Source organism: Acidaminobacter sp. JC074, from assembly GCF_022496765.1.
Taxonomy (GTDB): domain Bacteria; phylum Bacillota; class Clostridia; order Peptostreptococcales; family Acidaminobacteraceae; genus JABXKX01.
In genome coordinates this window covers 189235-213108 of record NZ_VANV01000007.1, presented here as the reverse complement: position 1 = coordinate 213108, position 23874 = coordinate 189235, and the positions used below count along the sequence as shown (strand labels likewise).

The 23874-nt window shown below is 35.5% G+C and carries 29 protein-coding genes; 25 read left to right on the top strand and 4 right to left on the bottom strand.

The annotated features are described in order from the left end of the window. The first annotated feature begins 8 nt into the window (after positions 1 to 8). The 24 genes from EZV73_RS09400 to EZV73_RS09285 all read left to right on the top strand — a co-directional run bounded on the left by EZV73_RS09400 (position 9) and on the right by EZV73_RS09285 (position 18733). Positions 9 to 599: a TetR/AcrR family transcriptional regulator gene (locus EZV73_RS09400; RefSeq protein ID WP_240840039.1), complete on the top strand. Its 591-nt coding sequence runs from the start codon at positions 9 to 11 to the stop codon at positions 597 to 599. A 1-nt stretch (position 600) separates the two neighbouring features. Further along, a complete protein-coding gene (locus EZV73_RS09395; protein ID WP_240840038.1) occupies positions 601 to 942 on the top strand; it encodes a tRNA-binding protein in 342 nt (113 codons plus the stop codon). Position 943: 1 nt separating this feature from the next. Beyond that, positions 944 to 1405, top strand: coding sequence for a pyridoxamine 5'-phosphate oxidase family protein (locus tag EZV73_RS09390; protein ID WP_240840037.1), 462 nt, complete (start codon positions 944 to 946; stop codon positions 1403 to 1405). 11 nt (positions 1406 to 1416) lie between these two features. Next, positions 1417 to 2151, top strand: a complete 735-nt coding sequence (locus tag EZV73_RS09385; RefSeq protein ID WP_240840036.1) for an AraC family transcriptional regulator — start codon at positions 1417 to 1419, stop codon at positions 2149 to 2151. Between the two features lie 42 nt (positions 2152 to 2193). Then, on the top strand, positions 2194 to 3189 hold the full coding sequence (locus EZV73_RS09380; protein WP_240840035.1) for a zinc-ribbon domain-containing protein: 996 nt from the start codon (positions 2194 to 2196) through the stop codon (positions 3187 to 3189). An 86-nt stretch (positions 3190 to 3275) separates the two neighbouring features. After that, on the top strand, positions 3276 to 3830 hold the full coding sequence (locus EZV73_RS09375) for a PadR family transcriptional regulator (RefSeq protein WP_240840034.1): 555 nt from the start codon (positions 3276 to 3278) through the stop codon (positions 3828 to 3830). A 49-nt stretch (positions 3831 to 3879) separates the two neighbouring features. After that, entirely contained in the window at positions 3880 to 5676 is a 1797-nt protein-coding gene (locus EZV73_RS09370; protein ID WP_240840033.1) for an MBL fold metallo-hydrolase, read from the top strand. A 194-nt stretch (positions 5677 to 5870) separates the two neighbouring features. Then, positions 5871 to 7205 (top strand): glucose-6-phosphate isomerase, encoded by a 1335-nt coding sequence (locus EZV73_RS09365; protein WP_330637018.1) that lies wholly within the window; start codon positions 5871 to 5873, stop codon positions 7203 to 7205. A gap of 8 nt (positions 7206 to 7213) precedes the next feature. Continuing rightward, positions 7214 to 8143, top strand: a complete 930-nt coding sequence (locus tag EZV73_RS09360) for an ROK family protein (RefSeq protein ID WP_240840031.1) — start codon at positions 7214 to 7216, stop codon at positions 8141 to 8143. A 90-nt stretch (positions 8144 to 8233) separates the two neighbouring features. After that, a complete protein-coding gene (locus EZV73_RS09355) occupies positions 8234 to 9169 on the top strand; it encodes a hypothetical protein (RefSeq protein WP_240840030.1) in 936 nt (311 codons plus the stop codon). Further along, on the top strand, positions 9115 to 10233 hold the full coding sequence (locus EZV73_RS09350; protein WP_240840029.1) for a CpaF family protein: 1119 nt from the start codon (positions 9115 to 9117) through the stop codon (positions 10231 to 10233). The genes EZV73_RS09355 and EZV73_RS09350 overlap by 55 nt, the downstream gene beginning before the upstream one ends. Continuing rightward, a complete protein-coding gene (locus EZV73_RS09345) occupies positions 10223 to 10897 on the top strand; it encodes a type II secretion system F family protein (RefSeq protein ID WP_240840028.1) in 675 nt (224 codons plus the stop codon). Before EZV73_RS09350 ends, EZV73_RS09345 begins: the two co-directional genes overlap by 11 nt. Then, the gene (locus EZV73_RS09340) at positions 10894 to 11619 is read left to right on the top strand and encodes a type II secretion system F family protein (RefSeq protein WP_240840027.1); all 726 of its coding nucleotides are present in this window, start codon (positions 10894 to 10896) and stop codon (positions 11617 to 11619) included. The genes EZV73_RS09345 and EZV73_RS09340 overlap by 4 nt, the downstream gene beginning before the upstream one ends. A gap of 8 nt (positions 11620 to 11627) precedes the next feature. Next, entirely contained in the window at positions 11628 to 11795 is a 168-nt protein-coding gene (locus EZV73_RS09335) for a Flp1 family type IVb pilin (RefSeq protein ID WP_240840026.1), read from the top strand. Further along, entirely contained in the window at positions 11782 to 12699 is a 918-nt protein-coding gene (locus EZV73_RS09330; RefSeq protein ID WP_240840025.1) for an FHA domain-containing protein, read from the top strand. Before EZV73_RS09335 ends, EZV73_RS09330 begins: the two co-directional genes overlap by 14 nt. Before the next feature lie 63 nt (positions 12700 to 12762). Beyond that, on the top strand, positions 12763 to 12999 hold the full coding sequence (locus EZV73_RS09325) for a DUF3795 domain-containing protein (RefSeq protein WP_240840024.1): 237 nt from the start codon (positions 12763 to 12765) through the stop codon (positions 12997 to 12999). Positions 13000 to 13081: 82 nt separating this feature from the next. Then, complete coding sequence (locus EZV73_RS09320) at positions 13082 to 14089, top strand: adenylyltransferase/cytidyltransferase family protein (protein WP_240840023.1); 1008 nt, start codon at positions 13082 to 13084, stop codon at positions 14087 to 14089. A 3-nt stretch (positions 14090 to 14092) separates the two neighbouring features. Then, positions 14093 to 15304, top strand: coding sequence for an acyl-CoA thioester hydrolase/BAAT C-terminal domain-containing protein (locus tag EZV73_RS09315; RefSeq protein WP_240840022.1), 1212 nt, complete (start codon positions 14093 to 14095; stop codon positions 15302 to 15304). Between the two features lie 257 nt (positions 15305 to 15561). Then, positions 15562 to 15891, top strand: coding sequence for a hypothetical protein (locus EZV73_RS09310; protein WP_240840021.1), 330 nt, complete (start codon positions 15562 to 15564; stop codon positions 15889 to 15891). Further along, entirely contained in the window at positions 15891 to 16145 is a 255-nt protein-coding gene (locus tag EZV73_RS09305; RefSeq protein WP_240840020.1) for a glutaredoxin domain-containing protein, read from the top strand. Before EZV73_RS09310 ends, EZV73_RS09305 begins: the two co-directional genes overlap by 1 nt. Position 16146: 1 nt before the next feature. Beyond that, a complete protein-coding gene (locus tag EZV73_RS09300) occupies positions 16147 to 16428 on the top strand; it encodes a hypothetical protein (protein WP_240840019.1) in 282 nt (93 codons plus the stop codon). Beyond that, positions 16428 to 17243, top strand: coding sequence for a PHP domain-containing protein (locus EZV73_RS09295; protein WP_240840018.1), 816 nt, complete (start codon positions 16428 to 16430; stop codon positions 17241 to 17243). Before EZV73_RS09300 ends, EZV73_RS09295 begins: the two co-directional genes overlap by 1 nt. Further along, positions 17231 to 17452 (top strand): hypothetical protein, encoded by a 222-nt coding sequence (locus EZV73_RS09290; protein ID WP_240840017.1) that lies wholly within the window; start codon positions 17231 to 17233, stop codon positions 17450 to 17452. Before EZV73_RS09295 ends, EZV73_RS09290 begins: the two co-directional genes overlap by 13 nt. Positions 17453 to 17521: 69 nt before the next feature. Then, positions 17522 to 18733, top strand: a complete 1212-nt coding sequence (locus EZV73_RS09285) for a DUF2812 domain-containing protein (RefSeq protein WP_240840016.1) — start codon at positions 17522 to 17524, stop codon at positions 18731 to 18733. 21 nt (positions 18734 to 18754) lie between these two features. Here EZV73_RS09285 and EZV73_RS09280 read toward each other — a convergent pair whose 3' ends face one another. Together EZV73_RS09280 and EZV73_RS28985 are read right to left on the bottom strand one after the other, a co-directional pair. Then, positions 18755 to 19216 carry a hypothetical protein gene (locus tag EZV73_RS09280; RefSeq protein ID WP_240840015.1) on the bottom strand — a complete coding sequence of 154 codons (462 nt, stop codon included), beginning with the start codon at positions 19214 to 19216 and terminating at the stop codon, positions 18755 to 18757. 37 nt (positions 19217 to 19253) lie between these two features. After that, positions 19254 to 19538, bottom strand: coding sequence for a DUF1294 domain-containing protein (locus EZV73_RS28985; RefSeq protein WP_240840014.1), 285 nt, complete (start codon positions 19536 to 19538; stop codon positions 19254 to 19256). A gap of 355 nt (positions 19539 to 19893) precedes the next feature. On the opposite strand from EZV73_RS28985, the gene gdhA reads away from it, so the two are divergent. Beyond that, complete coding sequence (gene gdhA / locus EZV73_RS09270; RefSeq protein WP_240840013.1) at positions 19894 to 21228, top strand: NADP-specific glutamate dehydrogenase; 1335 nt, start codon at positions 19894 to 19896, stop codon at positions 21226 to 21228. 69 nt (positions 21229 to 21297) lie between these two features. Here gdhA and EZV73_RS09265 read toward each other — a convergent pair whose 3' ends face one another. Together EZV73_RS09265 and EZV73_RS09260 are read right to left on the bottom strand one after the other, a co-directional pair. After that, on the bottom strand, positions 21298 to 21783 hold the full coding sequence (locus tag EZV73_RS09265; RefSeq protein ID WP_240840012.1) for a flavodoxin domain-containing protein: 486 nt from the start codon (positions 21781 to 21783) through the stop codon (positions 21298 to 21300). Between the two features lie 76 nt (positions 21784 to 21859). After that, complete coding sequence (locus EZV73_RS09260; RefSeq protein WP_240840011.1) at positions 21860 to 23848, bottom strand: M3 family oligoendopeptidase; 1989 nt, start codon at positions 23846 to 23848, stop codon at positions 21860 to 21862. Positions 23849 to 23874 lie beyond the last annotated feature (26 nt).

Genomic DNA, 23874 nt, shown 5'->3' with positions numbered 1-23874 from the left:
GAGATTGTATGGAAACAAAATTAAAAATAAAAGAAATCGCTTTAGACCTATTTGCAGTAAATGGATATGAAGGGACATCCATTGGACATATAACGGATGGTGTTGGTATAAAGAAATCTTCCTTTTACTCTCATTTTAAAAGTAAAGAGACACTGTATCTGCAATTGCTGACCGAAGTTTTGGAATGGGATAAACTCTATTTCGAAGAACTTCTAGATGCTTCTAGCAATTTAAGTGTCAAAAAGAAGTTTGAGCTAATAATAACTGAGTACAGTAATGTTTACATGGATACAGACAAAAGAAGGAAGGTTAAATTTTCTACACGTTCAATGATGTTTCCGCCAAAAGTTTTTATGGAAGAAAACAAGGTCATATTTAGAGAAAAAGAGATGTCTTATACACCACTAATAGCCAATCTATTAAGAGAGGGTATACAAAAGGGGGAAATAAGAGACAAGCCAATTTCTGAAATGATTATTTTCTTTTACTGCGTGGTGGATGGTTTGTTTGTAGAATCCTGTTATTATGACAATGAAGATTTTAAGAAAAGATCACTCGTGGTATCAGATATGTTTTGGTCGAGTATTGAAAGGAGATAAGATGGTAAAAGATTTGATTACTTTAGATGATTTAAGTAAGCTTGATATTAGAGTTGGACAGATAGTGTCTGTAGATGACATTGAAAAATCTGATAAGATGGTAAAACTATCTGTAGATTTTGGAGACTTTCATAGAACCATTTTAGTGGGTATGAAAAAGGAAAGAGAAGATCCTAAGGAAATTGAAGGCATGCAGGCCTTGTTTGTTGTCAACTTAGCGCCCAGAAAAATGTTTGGTGAGATATCTGAGGGCATGTTGTTTGATATCGGATATGAAGATGGTATTACACCAGTTTTGGCTGTCCCAGAAAAAGAAGTGCCTAACGGCGTGAGAGCAGGTTAAGATGTTTAGAGAGATGAGAAGAAAAGATAAGATGCTTTCAAATGAGGAGTGCATGAGGCTTTTAAAGGAAACTGAAGTAGGCGTTCTATCTGTACTTGGTGACAATGGTTATCCTTATACTGTCCCGCTTAACTATGTTTATAAGGAAGGTGCCATTTATTTTCACAGTGCCAAAGATGGTTATAAAATAGATTGCATTGAAAATGATAATAAAGTTTCATTCTGTCTTATAGACCATGTAGAACTTTTAGCATCTTCATTTGACACAAACTATGAAAGTGTAGTAGTCTTTGGTAAAGTCTATGAAGAAATCGACAACAAGAAGGAAGCTTTACTCTTGTTGATAGAAAAATATTCACCTGATTATTTAGTAAAAGGTCAGAAATATGTAGAGAAATCTCATGGTACAACAAGAGTTTTCAGAATAGATATCGACCATATGACAGGAAAAGCACAGCAGTAAATGGAGGCATCATGAGGTTATTATGCGAAGTTAGGTCTTATCAACCAACAGCAGATACACATTTTCATAATTACAGTCAATTGATCCTGCCAATAAAGGGGCGTTTATCTATTGAAACAGATGAAAATCAGTTAACTTTGGATCCTAACCATATGTTTTTATTACCGCCAGATACCAGTCATTCTTTTTATTCGAATACATCCAACAAATTTCTTGTTGTAGATATTCCAAATGATATCAGTCATATCCTTATTGGAGAAACCATAAGGCAGGAACAGTATAAGAGGCTTGATGAAAGATGGAAGGCCATTAAATACTTGATTTCAGAGGAAGCCAAAAGATCCAATGTAAAAGCTTTGGAAAAGCTCTTGTCTTATGCCTTTGATTATTTAAGAAATGAAGAAGTTCCTGCATCTGTAGCCTATATACATGAGCACTTTGATGAAAATCTGACCATAGCTGAGCTTGCCATGATTGAAAACTATCATGTGAATCATTATGTTCAGTGGTTTTCTAAGAAAATGGGCATGACCCCAAATATCTATATTCAAAAGGTCAGATTAGAACATGCAAAAAGGTACTTAAAGTCAACGGATTACGACTTGTTGATGATATCTAATTTAGTTGGCTATGAACATCAATCGTCTTTAACAAGACTCTTTAAAAATCACGGCTTGATGTCGCCTTCAAAGTATAGACAGATTGTACGTAATAAGGATAAAAAGAAAATTATATTAGATAAATAAGAATTAAGCCTCCATATACAATAGGTGTATGGAGGTTTTGTTATGAAAAAATCATATTTTTATATTATACTGGCAGCTATATTATGGGGAACAACAGGGACTTCACAATCGTTTTTAACAGGTGCACATCCCTTAAGTGTTGGTGCAATAAGGTTACTTATAGGTGGCGGTGGCCTTTTAATATACGACATCATCAAGTATGGATGGACTAAGGATTTTAACAAGTTTCACTTGTTTTTGACATCTTTGGCCATAGCCATTTATCAACCCTTGTTTTTTATGGGTGTTAAGCTAGCTGGAGTGGCCTTTGCTACGGTGTTAGCCATTGGTTCTGCACCCATTTTTTCAGGTGTCATAGAATACTTATGTAAAAGACCGCTCTCTAAAAGTTGGCTGATAGGGACCTTGCTTTCTCTTATTGGCTGCTTGTCTTTATTTGCAGGAAGAATCATCGGTGATATTTCAATTCTTGGTGCTCTTCTAGCTTTGGGAGCAGGACTTTCTTATGCTATGTATGTTTACTTTTCTAGAAAACTTATTGATGCTGGTTCAAAACATACAACAAGCAAGGTATTTTTCTTAGGGGGTCTTATATTGCTTCCACTGCTTTTACTGGTGGATGTGTCGTGGATGACAAAAGTTAGTAACATCATGCTTATGATTCATTTAGGTTTAATAGCCACTGGACTTTCCTATACCCTATTTGTAAGGGGACTTAAGCATGTTTCTTCGCCAGAAGCCGTTACACTTTCTTTGATTGAACCATTGACAGCTTCACTTCTAGGTGTATTTGTCTTAAAGGAATCATTGAGTCCTCTAGAGTTAAGTGGTATGCTTTTATTAATTATTGGTTTATTAATATCATCAAGACCAAGTAGGAGTGAGGTAATGGAAAAGATTTATAAATGTCCAGATTGTGACTCTGAATTGGAAGCACAAATATCTTGTGGGTCAGAATCGTATTTCTGTAAATCGTGTAAGAAGTTGATTTCCAGAAAGAAGATTAAGGGACATCCAAATTATGAAGTGACTTCGTAAGCACCTTTGGTGCTTATTTGCTTTTTTTGATAAGCTTTGATACTATATAAATATGATATATATCTTTTTGATATAGTGGAGGTTGTATGAAAAGTTCCAATGCATTTGCATTATTAGGTCTATTAAGTATTAAGCCAATGACAGGTTATGAGATGAAAAAGTGGGTGGAAAATGCACTGTCTCATTTCTGGAAAACATCTTATGGTCAGATTTATCCGACCATGTCAAAGTTTGTTGAAAAAGGCTATGTAACAGTTGAGAAGCTAGAAAATGATAAGGGACCGGCAAGTAAGCTTTATAGTCTAACAGAAGAGGGAGAATTGGTGCTTCTCGAATGGCTTAATGAGTCAGTAGAAGATTTTAACTCAAAGGATGAAGCCCTCTTAAAGTTTTACTTTACTTCTATGCTGCCAATTGAAAGTGTTATTGACATGATGGAAACATCACTAGTCTATAACAAGTCTGTAAGAGACAAGTATACAGGAAATGCAGAAAAAATGAGGACAGTTAAAAGACCTTCGAGGCATGAACTCAATACATATCTAGCAACCAAAAATGGCATTTATCTAAATGAAGCTAGAATCAAATGGCAGGAAGAATGCATTGAAACACTTAAGTGGTATCAGTCTTTAGAAGACTGATAATCTTTTAAAAAGAATTGTTTGAATATTTGGACGAAGGGAGCGAGTTATGAAAAAACGGTGGATGTATCTTGTCTTGATGATGCTAATTATCTTGACATTTTCATGTCAGGATCAGGCTAACGAATCCAGTGTGGAAGAAACACCTCTTGTTGAAGAAGTTGTTAGTGACCTTGAAGTGAGTTTGACGGTACTTGGCAGGGCTAGTGTAAGGCTTGATTTTTCAGATGGTAGAGTGGTTTATATCGATCCGGCATATGGTTCTTATAATGAGTATAAGGCAGAGGCTGACCTTGTTTTAGTTACCCATCAACATACAGACCACAATGTAACGACTAAGGTGACCATGAAAGAGGATGGTCAGATTGTTCAGTGTCCATATGACATCAAATCAGGGGGACAAGTTGAAGTTGCAGGTCTTAAGATTACTGCTGTAGATGCTTATAACAGCAATCACAGTCAGACTTCATCTTGTGGCTTTATCATTGAATCTGGTGATCTTGTTATATACCATTCAGGTGACACGTCAATGACCGACCAGATGATAGAGCTTAAGGATTACAGCATCGACTATGCCATGCTTTGTATGGATGGCTTTTATAATATGGGACCTGAAGAAGCTGAGATGGTTGCTGGTGATATAGAAGCTCAGGTGGTTATTCCAATACATACTTCTGCAGACGGTAGCTTTAATATCAACCAGGCAAACAAATTTGATTACGATGGAAGTTTAGTTGTTAAACCAGGGGAAACCATTGTATTAGAGGATTTATCAAAACCAGACATAGCCTTAGACCAGGCCATTGAAACCATCATGAGAGACCGTCTTGTGGCTATTGAAAATGAGGATTATGACTTGTACATGTCATCCGTTACCAAAAGAAATCCTTATTTCTACAATGAACAGGAAAGATGGTTTACACAAATGATAGATGATTCCATCAGCAATCTTTCGCTAGAAATTGAGTCCACTGAAATAATCAATGAACATACAGCCGTTGTCCATCTTAAACAAACACATTTTATGGACAAGAAGTATGTCTTTACTTATCCGCTTATTTTCAAGTATGAAAATGACATGTGGAAGGATTATGGCTATCACTTTGAAACACTTCAAACGGACAGATTTGAAGTTAAGTATATGAAAGATGAAGGGCGTTTAGAAGAGTTTGTAGACATGCTTGATTTGGCCTTTGATAACCTTGATAAGGTTTACAAGGAAAAACCACATCCTTACTTTGAACTTAAACTTTTTACAGACCAAGAAATGCTTAGACAAAGGTGTATACCGGCCAACGAGTGGTTGTTCACAGGCTGGTCAGAGCCGGATGAGTCTTTGAAGCTTTATACAGGTCATCCGACTAGGTATAAAGGCTATCCTGGTGTGATGCAGCATGAAGTGGTTCATCATATTACCATAAGGATGTGCAACAACAACCTGCCGGTGTGGCTTTTAGAAGGCATTGCCATGTTTGATGGTTCTGCACCACATGGGATTGAAAATTCCAGTCTGCTCAGTAACTTAAGTAGGGATAGTGTTACAAGAACCATAGCTGATTTAGAGGCAAATGATTATTACACTGCTACAAGCAATGAAGAGATAAGAAGCTTTTACAATACTTCATACATGTATGTCAGATACATCGAAGAGACATACGGTAGAGAAAAACTGATGGACCTGTTTTATGAAGCCGGTAAGAAGCCTTTCCATGATTCGACTCTCAATGAGGCTTTTGAATCGAACAATCAGAAAACAGCTGATGAAGTCATCTTGACAGTCTTAGGATTAACAAAAGATCAATTGAGTAATGGATACTTAGAATGGCTAGAAGGCCTTGAGTTTTAGTCTTAAATAAACCGTTATTTTGTGAATAATTACAATTTACTAGTAAAGATTTCATCATATGATGGAATCTTTTCTTATTCCTCATAATGACATGGAAACGATACCGATTTTATTGTATAATAAGTGATAGTGTTTAATACCAGTGGGTATTAAGAAATTGGGGGAATAACTAAAATTTATATATGGAGGTAACAATGAGTATCAGAGTTGATTATTCAAAGGCAAACATAACAACAGATCAGTTGTTAAACTATCAAGATCAAGTGAACGAACTTCATAAAGTTATTCACGAAAAGACAGGTGCAGGTAATGACTTCTTAGGATGGTTAGATTATCCTGTTACATACGACAAAGAAGAGTTCGACAGAATGAAAGATTGTGCAAAAAAGATTCAAGGTAATTCAGATATCCTAGTAGTTGTAGGTATCGGTGGATCTTATTTAGGTGCAAGAGCGGTTATCGAAGCGCTAAACCATTCTTTCTTCAATGACTTAAGCGATGAAAAAAGAAAGTTTCCAAAGGTGATGTTCTTGGGGAATAACATCAGTCCTGTATATATGACTCATTTCTTAGAGGCAATTGAAGGTAAAGACATTTCTGTGAATGTTATTTCAAAATCAGGTACAACAACAGAGCCTGCTTTAGCATTTAGAATCATCAGAAAATACATGGAAGAAAAGTACGGTAAAGAGGGTGCTAAAGAAAGAATTATTGCGACTACAGACTACAAGAGAGGCGCACTTCGTCAATTAGCAGATCAAGAAGGGTATGAAACTTTCGGTATCAAAGATGATATCGGTGGTAGATTCTCTGTACTTACGAGTGTTGGTATGTTACCTATCGCGGTTTCGGGTATTGATGTAGATGCATTAATGGCTGGTGCTGCTGCAGGTTATGAAGAATATCAAGAGTTAGACTTAAACAAGAATGCTTGTTACCAATATGCTTCACTTAGAAACTTCCAATTAAACAATGGTAAAGACATTGAGATCTTCGTAGATTACGAACCACAGTTACATTTTACTGCTGAATGGTGGAAACAGTTATTTGGTGAGTCAGAAGGTAAAGATGGCAAGGGCTTATTCCCAGCTGCAGTTGATTACTCAACAGATCTTCACTCATTAGGTCAATACGTACAAGATGGTCAGAGAATCTTATTTGAGACAATCTTAAATGTTGAAAATGTTGCTTGTGATATCGCTATTGAAGAAGATGAACAAAACCTAGATAACTTAAACTACCTAGTTGGCGAGACTATGGACTTTGTTAACAAGAATGCATGTAAAGGAACTATCTTAGCTCACGTTGATGGTGGTGTACCAAATGTTATTTTAAACATTGAATCATTAACACCATTTAACTATGGTAAGTTATTATACTTCTTTATGAAGTCATGCGCTATGTCATGCTACATGGTAGGTGTTAATCCATTCAATCAGCCAGGCGTAGAGGATTACAAGAAAAATATGTTTGCCCTTCTAGGCAAGCCAGGCTTTGAAGCATTAAGAGAAGAATTACTTAAGAAATAGGAGTAGATATGTTAATTGGGATCGATTTAGGCGGTACAAATATTGCAGCTGGTTTGGTGAATGATGAGGGAGAGCTTATCTTTAAGAAAAGCATTCCTACAATGGCTGATAGACCAGCAGAAGAATTAATTAAAGATATCTATATGCTAATTGATGAATTAAGAAATTCTACTGACCAAGAGGTTGAAGCAGTTGGCATAGGTATTCCAGGACTGGTTAATAAAGATATGAGTGTGGTTTTGACTTGTGCAAATCTACACTGGAACCATGTGAGGTTAATGGATGGTCTTAAAAATCTAGGCTTACCGATTGCAATTGATAATGATGCCAATGTTGCTGCTTATGCAGAATATAAAATTGGTTCATTAAAGGGTGTGGCAAATGGTATTATGGTGACACTTGGTACAGGTGTTGGTGGTGGTATCATCATTGACGACCGCGAAGTAAGAGGTGGTCATGGTATTGGTACAGAGCTTGGACATATGATTATCGGTGATAATTTCTATGACTGTAACTGCGGTTCCAATGGTTGTTTTGAGACTTTTGCTTCTGCAACAGCTATTATCAAGTATGCTGAACACTTAGTTGAAACTACTGAGTTACCATCAAAACTTAGAGAGCTTGACAAGATCACAGCAAAAGATGTTATTGATCTTTCTAAAGAAGAAGATGTAATTGCATGTGAAACATATGAGAGATTTATCAAGTACTTGGCTAGAGGTATTGTTAATGTTCTGGTACTTTTAGATCCTGAAAGAATCGCCTTAGGTGGTGGTGTATCAGGTGCTGGTGACTACTTACTTGAAAGACTAAAAAAAGAAGTAGACAAGCAGTATTTCTTATCAGAGTTTTCTGATGTAGAGCTTGTTATATCAGAGTTAGGCAATGATGCTGGCATCATTGGTGCTGCACTGGTTGCCAAAGATCACTATAATTAAATAAATGAGTCTCCTACTGATGTAGGAGATTTTTTTTGAATTGTTATTTACAATTTATGGTAAATAATGTATTATATGTTTGAGGTGGTTATGAAATTTAAGATTGTAAGCAAAGACAAAATGTATGTTCAAGCACTAAAAAGATATTATGAAAAACACTATAGTGACAGGTTGGACTTGTACTTTGGTGATATCGAAATGGATGCAGTTATTATCTGTGATCAAGATATGAAAGAGACATATAATGAAAATCACGTCCTAACTTTATGTGATAAGAATCAAGTCATGACCCATAAGATTAGAAAGTATCAATCTGGCAAAGATTTCATGGAGTTTTTAACATCCATACATGAGGCTGACTTATCAGGACATTCTCCTTTTAGAGTTTATGGATTTTCAAATGTGGTTTCTTCAGCAGGTTCTACAAGTCTGAGTTTAAACTTGGCAGAATATCTTAGTCAAAAGGGCAGAACGCTCTGGTTTTCATTGGAACATGCGCCCAGTAGTCAGTATTATTTAGAGAAAAAAAGTGGTTTGTCTTTAACGGATGTTCTGTTTTATCTACACAATGACCCAGACAAACTTAAGAATAGGTTATCAGAGTTTATGAAAGATTCATTTTCGACTTTAGACCAGGTTGAGACCATCTATGATTTAAAACAAGTGTCATTAGACAGTTTAAGAAATTTCATTGATATACTGGAGCAAGTTGGTTTTTCTAGTGTTGTCATTGATTTTGGTTATAAGACTGCCTGGCTTGAAGAACTTAAAATCCACAAGAAGATTATGTGTATCCTACAAAATTTGAATCATTATTATAGATTTCAGTTTTACTACAAACATAAGAGTACAGATGATTACTGTGTATTTATTAATAGGGCCTCAAGTAAAGGAACGGCCCATGAAAACATACTAAAGATGGTTAATCACTTATATTATTTAGAAGAAGATCAGGAAGTTATGGAGAAGAAATGGCAGTCGAAAATGTTACAACATATAATGGCCAAACATTTGAACTTGAAATAAAGAGACAGGTTCTGTCTTTATCTGATAAGTTGTCATATAAAGAGCTGATGAACTTTATTTATAGCCGTAAACCACAAGAAATGCCCCTAAATGAATGTCAGCATCTAGCAGAAACCGTCTACAATGATTTATACAGATTGGGTCGTCTTCAAAAGCTACTAGATGATCCTAATATCAATGAAATCATGGTCAATGGATTAGAACCCATTATTATAGAAAGGTCAGGACGGATGCTTACAACCTCTACATGCTTTGATTCTTATGAGGATTTAAACAATGTGATTCAAAGAATTGTTTCAAAGGTTAACAGACGGGTCAATGCCTCTTCTCCAATCGTAGATGCAAGGCTTCCAAGTGGTGCTAGAGTCAATATCGTCATGAAACCTGTTGCAGTTAATGGCCCCATTGTGACCATTCGTAAGTTTTTTAAGAGGACTTTTACACTTGAAGACTACGTCACTATGGGACTGATAGATGACCATGTTAAGTCCTATCTGATTGAAAGTGTTCGAGCTAGAAAAAATATCTTTGTTTCTGGTGGAACCTCTTCTGGGAAAACGACATTTTTAAATGCCTTGTCCACCTATTTGGAAGAAGATGAGCGGATTATTACCATAGAAGATTCTGCTGAACTTCAAATCAACAACATCAAGAACTTGGTCACACTTGAAACCAAAACACCAAATTACGATGGTGAGGGTGGCGTAGATATGTCTTCTTTGGTTAAATGCTCTCTTAGGATGCGACCAGATAGGATCATAGTTGGTGAGGTAAGAGGATCAGAAGCCATAGAAATGATTCAGGCAATGAATACGGGGCATGACGGCTCCATGTCTACAGGTCACGCTAATTCTTCAAAGGATATGTTAAGTCGCTTGGAGCTGATGATTATATCTCATCTTGATATCCCTTTAGTAGCTGTTAAACATATGATTGGAAACTCTATAGATTTACTCATTCATCTAGAGAGACAGAGAGATGGCAAGAGAAGGGTTGTTTCTGTAGATGAACTTTCTTTTGATGGAAAGTATGTCTTAAAGTCGAGGTTTAAGTATGAGGACTAAGGTCATAGGCGCTATGACGGGACTTGTCTTAGGCTATGTTTTTTACAGACATTACATAGCCATGATATTTTTATCTGTACTTGGCTTTTCTCTGAGTGCTTATAAGAAAAACGATAAAGGCAAAGTCTTGCAAATCGAGTTTAAGGAGCTTCTTAATGGTATTTACGGAGAGTTGATGGTTGGACAATCTTTTAGAAACGCAGTCCATGAAACTTCTAAGCTTCATGATTTTAATCATAAGAAACTAAAGGAGGCTTACGCTACCTTGAACAGACATTTACAAAGTGGTGTTTCAGATGTAGAGGCGTGGGTCACCTTTTCAGAAACCCTTGATGAAGCCTATATAGATCGTTTTGTACAAACCCTTGAAGCCGTTTACCTTTATAGCGGTCATATTACTTACGTGATCAAACAAACCATCATAGAAATATCTGATGCCATTGACTTGACTTTAGAAATTGAGGTTATGATTGCTGCCAAAAGATTTGAATTTATGGCTATGATGTGTGCACCAATTGCTCTCTTAGGCATTATGATGTTGACCCAATACGATTATGTCAGCATCTTATATGAGACATTAGTTGGAAGGCTTATGATGACACTTATCCTATTAGGCAACCTTGCGGCATATATAATTGGAAAAAGGATTATAAATATAAGATGAATAAGCTTGTAGATTGTCTGATAAAAAGACTTGTAAAGTATCAAGTCATGAATCACCTAATAGCTAAATACAGTATCTATTTAAAGAGGCAAGGGCTCTTTATTGAAGATGCTGAGATTAGTTTCATAAGAAAAAAGGTCAAGAGTCTTATATTGGGAGTTACCACATTACTAGTGAGTTTGACTTTTCTTAAGGGGCTTGCAATTTTCTATGGTATGGCTTGTTCCTTAGGTCTTATCTTTTACCATGATTTGAAGTTAAAGGAATGGAACAAGCAGGTTGTTTCTGATATACATAATGAAATGCCTGTGATGATCATGTCAATAAAGCTGTTGATTACAGCTGGTATGCCAATGGTAAAAGCCATAGAAGTTTCTACAAGAAATGGCGTCTTGTTTGTCTGTGTAGGTGCTATAAATCAAAGGGTGATTAATGGCTCGAGTTTTGTTAAATCCTATATTTATTTGGCCAATCAAATGCAAATGACGAGTATGACTAGATTTTGTAGGATTGTTGCCCAAGACGAAAAACATGGCTCAAAAGAAACCGTTGTTTTATTAGATAAACTCCTAGATGACTTATGGAAAGAAAGAAGGAGTTCTTATCTAAAAAAAGGAGAGGAAGCCAGTACAAAACTTCTTTTACCAATGATGATGGCCTTGATATCAATTCTCATAGCCATGATGGTACCGGCTTTGTCTCAACTATTTACAGTAATATAAGGAGGCTTATGAGAAAAGAAGATGGTTTTGGAACAATTGAGGTAGTCATACTACTTGCAATTCTTGTTGGTATAGCACTGATATTTAAGGAGCAAATAACAGAGTTTGTAGAAGGTATTTTAGAAGATACCTTAAAACACGATTTTTCATTTTGGAGCATGTATGCACCTTTTTAAAGAGATGAATGGCCCCTATACGATTTTAGGTCTGACTTATCAAGAAGAGGATTTAATTTCTTATCAACATGAAATGATTCTTTATAGTGACCAAAGTGTTTTTATACAAGGTAAGTTAGACGGAAGGCTTAAGTATGATGTGACTTCTTTGATTCCAATTGAGGTTTATTTTAAGAATCATTGCAAGTCTTTTGAAAAACAGAAACACATCATGAAGAAACTGATAGATAGCTTATGGACGGCAGATCGGTACTTACTGGACTCATCTAAAATAGTCCTGGATAAAACCTATGTTTTTATAGATGTTCAAAGTATTTGTGTAAGACTCCTTTATATTCCTCTTCATTCTTATAATGTGGTTTTACATAAGTCGATGAGAGAGCTTTTTCTGAGCTTATTATTTACCATAGATTTAAGTATCATAGAGGGAGATACTAGGGTAAAAAAAATGATTGCCTACCTTCAAGATACTTCATTTGATGTCATGGTCTTTGATGCCATGTTGACAAGCCTAAAGCAAGAAAAGAAGGGAAAAAAGGACTGGATTAAAAGTCTCTTTAAAAAAGAAAAAGAAAAACTTGTGGATTATAGTCAAACTGTGATCATGCCTCAGGAGGAGAAACAGAGAATACTTGACTTTGAACATGGTTCTATTCCTATTAACAAGGCATCTTTTCTTATCGGTAGATCCAAATCTTTAGTAGATTATGCTTTGCCTGAAGCCTTAACGATAGGGCGCGTTCATGCTGAACTTGTTAAAGAATCGGATGACTACTACATAGTAGATATAAACACCAAGAATGGTACTTTTGTGAATGGTGAACGTTTGGAAAGTCAAAAAAAGTATAAGCTAAATAGTGGTGATGCCATCAAGTTCGGCAAAGAAGAGGCCATATTCAAATGACGAACATATGTTTGATTTTGTTGAAAAATTGTGGTATTCTTGTTCTATGAAAGGGATGATTTTATGGAAGGATATTGTGGTATCAATTGTAAGACTTGCGCTGCTTATATAGCAAGTGAAAATGATGATGATAGAATGCGTCTGGATACGGCTATTAAGTGGTCGAGAATGTTCAATATGACCGTCTTGCCAAGAGAGATTAACTGCTCGGGATGTCAGTCAGAAGGTATTAAGTTTAAGAACTGCCAAAGCTGTAAAATTAGACAAGTTCATCATCTCAAAAAAGTTGTAAATGGATAATACTTTGTATTATCTATTTTTTTATACTTTGTAAATAGGTATAGGATTCAAAATGTGGTATAGTTAGGTGTGGAGGACGATTATGATTACAAATAAGTATTTAAATAAAAAGATAGATTTAGAAGCGCTTTTAAGCAAACATAAAATAGATGTTGAACTTAAACAGATTAAGAAGATATATAACCATCACAGCAAATATTATCACAACTTTGATCATATAGAACACTTACTCAGTATCATAGAAATTGATGATGATCAGTTGATTATTGCCATCTTATTTCACGACATTATGTTTGATGTAAGAAGTGAAAATCATGAAAAGGCTTCAGCTGAATTTTTTTATGAGCATTGCTTTGGTGAACACGAGTTTAAAGACAAGGTCTATGATTTGATTATGGCTACAGAAAATATTCATGCTGCTGGCGATGCCTTAACCAAGGAGATTATGAGAGTAGACCGTCTGATTTTACATAAGACAGATATCAACTCTTTGTTAACTTGGGAAAAGAATATTTTTTCTGAACATCAGTATCTGCCTGTAAAGGAATATAAGAAAGGCAGAGTTGCATTTCTTAATAGAGCCTATGAGGAAACGGGTAATGCTACTTTGTTAGAACTTAGAGATATTGTCTCAGAAAAAGTTTATAAAATTGGCTTTTATCCAGGTTCTTTTAATCCATTTCATATTGGTCACTATAACATTTTAAAGAAATCTGAGAAGTCATTTGATAAGGTGGTTATTGGTGTAGGTATCAACTACGATAAAAGAGACATTGAGAAAGTGGCTATTCCAGATACAATCAAAAATCGAGAGATCATATATTACAATGGATTGATTACAACTGAGATTCAAAATCTTAGCCAACATGGTGAAGTCTTTGTTGTACGTGGTCTTAGAAATGCTTATGACCTCCAACATGAAGAGGGCTTAAGAAATGTTATTAAAGACTTCCTACCAGACCAGGAATTTGTTTATTACTTCTGTGATAAGGAGTATGAACATATCAGCTCAAGTCTGATTAGAGACATTCAATCTAGAGGCAAAGAGGGTGTTGGCCTTACAATGACTAAGAAATATTTATTGGAGTAAATGATGAAAATACAGATTAATCAAAAGGAACAAGTATTGTTAGGTGACCCTATATACATAAGAATTGAAACAGAAGCCTTAGAAGATGTACAGATCTATCTACGACGTTTTTATCATGATGGTGACATTGATTACTCTTATGGTGTCTATGAGCCGGTTAACGGTGTTGTTGATACACATAAGTCAAAGCCAATAGGTGGTATGTACTCAAAGGCTGATGTGTCAGGACTCTTTTGGTCTATGGAATCAGCTACCATGGACTACGATTTAGACTTAAGCCATTTAGATAAACTCAGTGAAGAAGATATGGGCTACTATATCATAGATATTTTTCAAAACGATCTTCATGAAGTCTATCGATTTAAGGTGATTAGAAATCTACCAGAAGTCAAAGTCAAAGCCTTAGATGACATTTCGGCCAAGTTTTTTTATATACCAAGTGACGAGCCTCTGCCTGTGATGATTCATGTAGCAGGTGAAGAAGGTATTGAAGGTGTTGAGGTCAATGCTAGACTTTTAGCTTCAAAGGGGATTGCAACACTTGCACTTCCCATCTGTGGCTATGGTAATCTCCCAGGAGAATTTAAAGAGTTGCCTTTAGAAAATATCTTAAGAAGTATTGATTATATGAAAAAGATACCTATTGTTGATGAAAACAGAATTGGTATCATGGGTGGCACAAGAGGGGCAGAGCTAGCGCTAAAGATTGCCAGCATGAGAAGTGATTTGAAAGTCTTAATTGCTGCCAATCCGTGTGATGTAATCAATCAGAGTGTGGTTAAGCAGATTACGACTTCTAAATCCTCTTGGACTTATGAAGGAAAGCCAGTATCTTTTTCTAAGGTTAACAAGTTGGAACTGATGAAGTTGTATGCTGGAAGGATTTTATTCCAAAAGACTTATGCCATGAAGCCATGTTATAATCATGAGAATGCCATGATTGATACTTCAAAAATTCGTGCTAAAACACTTCTCTTAGCCGGGAAACATGACGAACGCTGGGATAGTGTCATGATGGCAGGTAGAATCAAACAGGGTTTAGACTGTACCGTAAAGACATATGAGGCTGGTCAGATATTAGGTGGTCCTGGCTGTCTACCAACCACATCTTTTCAACAATTATCATTTAGTTTAGGTGGTACCCCAGAAGGTAATGGTATTTCTCAGAATGCCAGCTGGCATGACATCATCGATTTTATTAGAGATAATCTATAGTAAAAAGTATTCTTTCGAGAATACTTTTTTGGTATGAAAACCTGTTTTCATAAGAAAGAGAAGACTTTATGTCCTGAGGACTTGTTTGGCACCTTTTTGTCAATACAGAGTTTCTTGATAAGTAAAGTTAAAAAGATTCTAGAAACTATATCTCTAGCATGTTTAGGATTTTCAAGCGTTAGATTGACCATGATAATGGCTTTTAGACTTGCATTAGGCCATTATTTTAGAGATAATATAAGAAGTTAGGAGGAAAGATGAGCCCTTTTATTATTTTATTAGGATTGATACCAAGTGTAATTATTTTCTTTCTTGGAAGATATATTGGTATGACACAGTACGTAGATGTTTTAAAAAGCTACGATGAAAAGAAAACTTATGATAAGGCTGCTTTTGCGCTTTATGTAAAAAAACTTATGTATTTTACAGCTATAGCAACAGGGGTTATGTGTATTGTTATGTTGATATTGGCTCTGCTGATTAAAACTGTTGATTTTGTAAGTATAGCACTTGTATTATATATTATTTTGAATTTGAATTATGTAATAAGATTAAGAATGTCAGGAAGAAAGTTTGAGGTGAATTAATGAAAGCAGTAAAGATTTGGACTTTTAAGACTTGTCCTTTCTGTATTAAAGCAAAGAAACTATTAGATGAGTTAAATGTTGAATATGAAGAAATTATGATTCCTTTCGGCGACGACAGATTAAATGAATTAGCCAAAGAAACAGGGTGCACAACTCTACCACAGATTTTTGTTGAAGGTGACTTTATTGGTGATTGTTCTAAAATCCATGAGTTAAATGATCAAGGCTTGTTGATGCCAATGATAGAGGGGTAAAATGAAGATTTTAGCAATAGAAAATGAGTTGTGTCCTTTAATGTTGGGTGAAGAGGTTTTACTTGCTGAACAGCGCAAGGCCATGTATGCTCTTTATCTACATGGTTACATACGAGAGATGAATCAAAAAGAAAATTCAAATGAAATGATTTTGATTATGGAATGTGTATCAAAACGTGAAGCAGAAAACTACTTGGCTAAATTACCTTTGGTTAGAGGTGGTAAATCAACCTTTGAAATTTATGTTATGGAGCCATATGCTGGCTTTAAGGAGTTGGTATAATGAAAGTAGATTTGCACATGCATTCTTATCACTCAGATGGTAAGCTGACATGTAAGGCGCTGGTAGAAGAAGTCATGGATGCTGGCATTGGCTTGTTTTCATTGACCGACCACGATACGATAAATGGTCTTGAGGAAATGAAAGAAGCTGTAAAAGGTCAGAACCTTTCATTTATTCCAGGAGTAGAAATTGCAACTGCCTATCAAGGAAAAGAGTATCATTTAACAGTCTATGGTTATGATGCATCTGATGAAACTTTTAAGTCATTGATAGATGCTAGCATCAAGATTCGTAGCGACTATGATAAGGCAATTGTGAAATTTATGGAGCCAAAGGTATCTTTAGAAGAGTTCTTAGACTATGAAGATGATCCCTTTATTGGTGGCTGGCCATCTTTGAACTTCTTTAAGAAAAAAGGCTTGGTCAAAGATATATATGACTACTTTGAAATCAGCGATAAGTGTCCTGCTAGAATGGTGTTTCCTGAACCTAAGGAAGTCATCGAGGCTGCTCATGCTGCTGGTGCAGGCGTCTTTATGGCCCATCCTTCTTCTAATGGAAAAGGCGGTCTTCCAGTAGAAATACTGGATTATTTTAGACTACAAGGCTTAGATGGTTTAGAATGCTATTCCCCTTATACTGAATCTGATCGTGAAGTGGACTATTACCTGGACTATTGCAAGAAGTATGATCTTAAGATATCAGGTGGCTCGGACTATCATGGTGGCTTTGTTGGTAGACAATTAGGATTTCCTCATGTGACAAGTGATCAAATATCATATGATTATTTAAAAGAGTTTGTTTGGAAAGAATAGGAGATGAGATTATGTTATGCCCAGTTAGTGATGAATGCATGTTTAAAAAGAAATATGAAAGTGATCAAAATATCCAATGCAAAGGATTTATAAGAATTTACTGCAGAGGCGGGAGACATAATGAGTGTAAAAGAAGGCAATATCTAAGAGAGAATGGAGAATGGCCTGAAGAAAACTTTATGCCGAATGGCTATATGGCAAGAGACTAAGCATGCGGGAGTATGCTTTTTTTTACATTTGATTTAGTTTTATGATAACCTATATGTGAGGTGATAAAATTGATTAAGATAAGAAGTTTCCATCCACTGTCTAAGTTGGATTTGGAGTTGTTTTTAAATAAAGAAGCAGAAAAAGGTTATATACTAGAGTCAGCTGGCAATATGATCTATAGATTTAAAAAAACAGAGAGAAAAGTTCATTACTTTGCTTATCCTTTTTATTCACATAAAGCTTTTCAAGCACCCAAAACGACGCCAAATATGAGAATAAAAAATGAGATGGAATCAAGTGGTTATAAGTATGTGGCCAGCAATTCACTCTTTCAGATTTATGTTTCGGATAATGAGGATTCAAAACATCCCCTTGACGAAGAAGTAATCGGTCATGATACATTAGTGGCAACAGTCAAGTCAGATTTATTTCTTGTTATCATGGCTTTATATATGCTGTTTTCAGCAAGAAATTTTGATTTTCCTTCATTGATAAACTTACATATATTAGATCAGGCTGATATGTCTTTTTATTTCATTAGAGTTCTCTTTTATGGATTGATTACCCTACAAATTATAGTGGACCTAACATGGCTAATCGTCAATCTGATCAGAAAAGAGAAACTTTGGTTTCTACCAGTCTTCTTTGTAAAAACTTTTAATACAATGATTTATCTAGCACTAGTGATTTGCATATTTTTATTTGCATCTCTGCTCTTCTACAATGAATGGAAAGTGCTTTTAGGTATGAGTATATTAATGGTTTTGACCTTAGCTTTTAAGTATGTAAGCAATAGATTTAATTTAAGCAAAAAAATGAATCTTATCTTATTAGTTGCTGTTGTAGTTGCCGTAATATCTAGCCTTGAGTTTATATCTGACATACCAACAGTTAAAGAAACCCTTGATAAAAGTCATCTTTTAGAGTTAGAGGACTTTTCTTATAAGGGCGACGATTATGAATGGGAAAAAAAGGACCGGTCCATGCTTGTGTCTTATGACTATTATTTTTGTAAAGGCAGTCAAGAAGAGTTGATGACACTTAAGGCTCAATGTATCAATGACTTTGTGGTTGATATGCTTGTATCTGATATTAAAGATGAGTACGAACTTTCTAATCATATATATGTTAAAGCGGGGGATTTGACCGATTTCATCTCCTATTATGATGGCAATTATATCATACTCGTTAAAGAAAATAGGGTATATTTTCTTTCTGGAGATATAGATCTTGAAGATAAAAACCATCAAGAGATCATAAAAAAGAAGCTGGAACTATAAAAAAACTGCATTTCTGCAGTTTTATTTTAGTGTTTCTATATTGCTTAAGTTGATGCTTGTATGTGTTTCACCTTCATAAACATTGATATTAGCTTGTAGCTTTCTGATGAATGAAATAACTTGTTCCTTGTCACACCAGTCTAAATGAATGGCATATGATTTACCATTTTTTAAATGGAATTCTAAATCTCTTTCTTTTACTCGACAGCATTCTAAGTCTGCTTTTTTTATCTTTTGTCTGATGATAACACTAGACTTGTGAATACTGATTTTCTCATCATCCATGATGATGTAATTGATGCGTGGCATTAATAAATAGTAAATACCAATAAGGATGACTAGACCAAGTACAAATACAGCTCTTTGAATTAAGAACTCTTCTGGTGCATTGGCAATCCATCTGATATAAACAAAGCCAGCAAGGGCAAACCATACAACGGCCATTATTTTCCACGTTAAAATGTTCTTATATTTTACTTTCAATGAGTTTTCCTCCTTAAATCTTTAATTAACTAAATATTCAAGCAAATGATAGTTGTGACTTCAAACTATATAGGATCAATAGGGTGTGTAAAATCATGAGAAAATAACTACCCAACTTGAAATAACGCTTCTTAGTCTTATGGTGAAACAACTTCATACCCAGATAGAAGCCATAGCTTGAAAATGGCAGAGCACTTAGAAAAAGTGCCTTTTCAGAGATGCGATAAGATTGGCGTATAGCTTTCAGTTTATCAACACCCACAAGTATAAGAGAAAAAATGTTCACACCTATAAAAATAGGGATAATATATTGATAGGACATACTACCTCCTGACCTGTAGATTCAGTATAAATAAAAGTCTATAGAAAGTCAAAGGGTATTGAAATTTGAATAAAATAAGTCGCATTATGCAATTTTCTGAAAATTTTAATTGCTTTGAATTGATGTTCTTTATTTGCTTGTTAATAATTTATTAAATGAGGTTTCAATATGCAAAAATGTATGATAATATTGTATTGAAATGTGAGTGGCAAACGTTTTCTAGTTTTGTTTACATAATATGATTTATTACGTTTGGCTCTTAATTTCGCAGCGATTTTATCGCGAAATAGGTTTGGAAGGTACTTACCTTTCAAGTGGGATAATCCCAAAATTTTTAGAAAGAGGAGTTGTTAACATGTCGTATGTACAAAGTGTATTAGAAAGAGTTCAAGCTAGAAACTCTAGCGATCCAGAATTCCTACAAGCAGTAGAAGAGGTATTTGAGTCTCTTGGTCCTGTTGTAGAGCGTCATCCTGAGTATGTTGAAGCAAACATCTTAGAAAGAATCGCTGAGCCTGAAAGACAAATTATCTTCAGAGTACCATGGGTAGATGATGCAGGTAACTTACAAGTAAACAGAGGTTTCAGAGTTCAATTTAACGGAGCTATTGGACCTTACAAAGGTGGTTTAAGATTCCATCCATCTGTTTATGTTGGTATCGTTAAATTCTTAGGTTTCGAGCAAATATTCAAGAACTCTTTAACTGGCTTACCAATCGGTGGTGGTAAGGGTGGTTCTGACTTCGATCCAAAGGGCAAGTCAGACGGCGAAGTAATGAGATTCTGTCAGTCTTTCATGACTGAATTACAAAGACACATTGGTCCTGACGTAGACGTTCCAGCTGGCGACATCGGTGTTGGCGGAAGAGAAATCGGATTCATGTATGGTCAATATAGAAGAGTTAGAGGCGCATTCGAGAATGGCGTTTTAACTGGTAAAGGTTTAACTTACGGTGGTTCATTAGCTAGAACTGAAGCAACTGGTTACGGTTTAATGTACTTCGTTGAAGAAATGTTAAAGTACAACAAGATTGAGATGAAAGACAAGATTTGTGTTATCTCAGGTTCTGGTAACGTTGCTATCTACGCTACTCAAAAAGCTCAAGAATTAGGTGCAAAAGTTGTTGCATTATCTGATTCAACTGGTTACATCTACGATCCAGAAGGTATCAAAGTTGATACTGTTAAGCAGATCAAAGAAGTAGAAAGAAAGAGAATTAAAGAGTACGTTAACTACCATCCAAACGCTACTTACACTGAAGGTAGAGGTATCTGGAGCATTAAGTGTGACATCGCATTACCATGTGCTACTCAAAATGATATCGATATGGCTGAAGCTAAGCAATTAGTTGAAAACGGTGTTATGGCTGTTGGTGAAGGTGCAAACATGCCTACTACTAACGAAGCTATCAAGTACTTCTTAGAGAACAAGATCTTATTAGCTCCTGCTAAAGCTGCAAACGCTGGAGGTGTTGCTACTTCTGCTCTTGAAATGTCTCAAAACTCTATGAGATACTCATGGACTTTCGAAGAAGTTGATGCTAAGTTAAAGAACATCATGATCAACATTCACACTAACGCTGCTAAAGCTGGTGAAGAGTATGGTTTCGGTTACAACCTAGTTGCTGGTGCTAATATCGCTGGTTTCAAGAAGGTTGCTGAAGCAATGATCGCTCAAGGTAACTACTAATAATAACTAAGAACTGACTTTATGTCAGTTCTTTTTTTTTACAATAAAGGAACTTCGTGATGAAGTTCCTTACAAATGTTTGATTAAGTTTTTCTTCCATGCTTCAATCATGTTCCAGTCTCTTTGGTCTCTTTTAGCATTTTTCGGTATACCGAGGATGCCACCAACAATTTTAGGCGTGTCGCTGACAAGTCCTCCAAAGATTGCAGTTTCCATAGGATTGACAATCTTACTTGGTCTTTCAAGCGATTTAAATACTTTCTTTTGCCAGAAATTACGTCCTTGATAAGCAAGTGAAGCAAGGGCGATATAGATGACTTCTTTCTTCTTTAAAATAGCCTGATTAGTAGTGACAAAGTCATAGGCCGTTTGATGCCAATTCATCCCATGAACAGGGGCGGCTATAATAACGGTTTCATAATCCTTGATGTCATGAACAGAACTAATGGGTCTTAGTGTAACTTCGAATGACTCATCAAGCGTTTCTTTTATATTTTCACAAACTTCTTTTGTTGAGTGTGTTCTAGAATAGTAACAGATTAGAATTCTTTTCATATGGGTCACCTCTTTACACATTCAGTATACGCCTAATTACTAAAAAAAATAAGTCTTTCGACTTATTTCTTAAGACTTATTTTAAAGTTTCGTAAAACTCATCAACGAGCGATTCGAACTTATCAAATGCTTTTTGAAGTGGCTCACCTGTAGAGAAATCTACGCCAGCTTTTTTTAGCAGTGGCAGTGGCAATTCTGATGAACCTGCTGATAAATAAGTTAAGTACTTATCAACGTCTTCTTGATCACCATTTAAGATGTTATCAGAGAAGTTGAGTCCTGCTGATAAACCTGTTGCGTACTTATACACATAATAAGCATTGTAGAAATGTGGAATTTCAGACCACTGGTAAGTTGCAACTTCATCTAAACCGTAATCCGGTCCATAATACTCTACTAAAACTTGTCCCATCAGGTTGTTAAATAGTTCAGCACTGATTGGCTCACCAGCTTCATAAGCTTCATAGGCGCGTTTTTCGAAGTCGGCATAGATCATCTGTGTAAAGATGGTGTTTTCTATAAGTTCAATGTAGTTTAAAAGGGCTTCCTGTTTCTCCATTTTTGTTTGAGCATTGGCGATTCTATATTCAAAGACCATCACCTCGTTTGTTGTTGATGCGATTTCTGCATTGAAGATAGGCACTATAGCTGAGAAGTAATCTTGTGTTTCATTGGTATACTTAAAGTTTAAAGCATGGCCCATCTCGTGAGCTGCTGTAGACACATCTGTAATTTGTCCATAGTAGTTAAGTAAAACAAATGGATCTGTGTCAAAAGTTCCCCATTGATAACCACCTTCATACTTGTCATCTGTAGCAAAAACATCTGCCCAACGAGAACCAAAACCTTCTCTTAAATCACTGATGTACTTATCGCCAAGTGGTGCTAAGGCTGCATAAATGATTTCTTTGGCTTCATCAAAGTAAACCACTCTCTGCTCAGTTTCAATAAGTGGTGAGTATTGGTCGTAGTAATAAACCTTATCTACATCTAAAAGTTCTTTCTTAATTGAAATCCACTTGTGTAGTATGTCTAGGTTGTCATGAGTGATTTCAAAAACTTTATCATATTCATTTCTAGTGATACCATCGTTGAATAAGGCTGCATCTAATGCTGAATCGAAGTTAGAAGCCTTTGCAAAGAAAGTGTTCTTCTTGATTTCAGATTCATAAATCTCAGCTAATAGATCGTTACCTAAAGTAGTTTTAGCATAGTAGTCTGTTAAGATGTCTTTTCTGTCTTCTCTTGTACCTGTCCAGAATAATGTGAAGTCAGGCTCGGGTAGGTAGTCACTTAAATCAGTATTGTAGTTGTATGCATCATAGATTGATTCAGGTACTTCATAAAGAATCTGTGCTTGAGCGAGTAAAGCTTCCTCTTCTACTGATAAGATATATGGCTTTGATCTTAAAATCCTATCCACGTATGGCTGTAATTCTTTCATTTCTTCATTGGCCATGTAAGAATTAAGAAGGGTGCTATCCATGTTTGCGATTTCAGGATAGAAGTATGATGTCGCTTCACTTAAATCAGTATCTAGTTCAGCTGCGATATCTTCTAAATCAGAAAAATCTGTGTTTGAAGTATCTGTATGAGCCTGCAGGGTTGCAAACACATAGAGTTTGTCATTGATTCTTTTGGTATCCTCATAAGCCATCAATGTTTCAGAAAATGTCTTGTAGTTTGAAGTGAATGTGTTTTGATTTTTAGAAAAGAGTTTAAATGATTTTCTTACATTTTCCACATCAGCCATAAATGCATCTGTGTTTGTATAAACTTTTTCTAAGTCCCACTTGTATTCATCTGGTACATCAGATCGTTTGAAGCCAGGATCTTCTACCTCTTGGTCTGTTTCCGTATCTTCAACAAGATCTGTCTCTGTATCTTCAACAGCTTCTGTTTCCGTTTCCTCTGCAGTTGCTTCAGGTGTCTGATTTTCTACTTGATTTTCTGTAGCAAGCGCATTTTCTACCGGTTCGTTTCCAGTATTATCTTCACATCCTATAGCTGTAAAAACTAATAATAATGAAAGTACTAGAACGAATAATTTTGAATTGCTTTTCATTATGTCCTCCTTGTTATATGGTCATT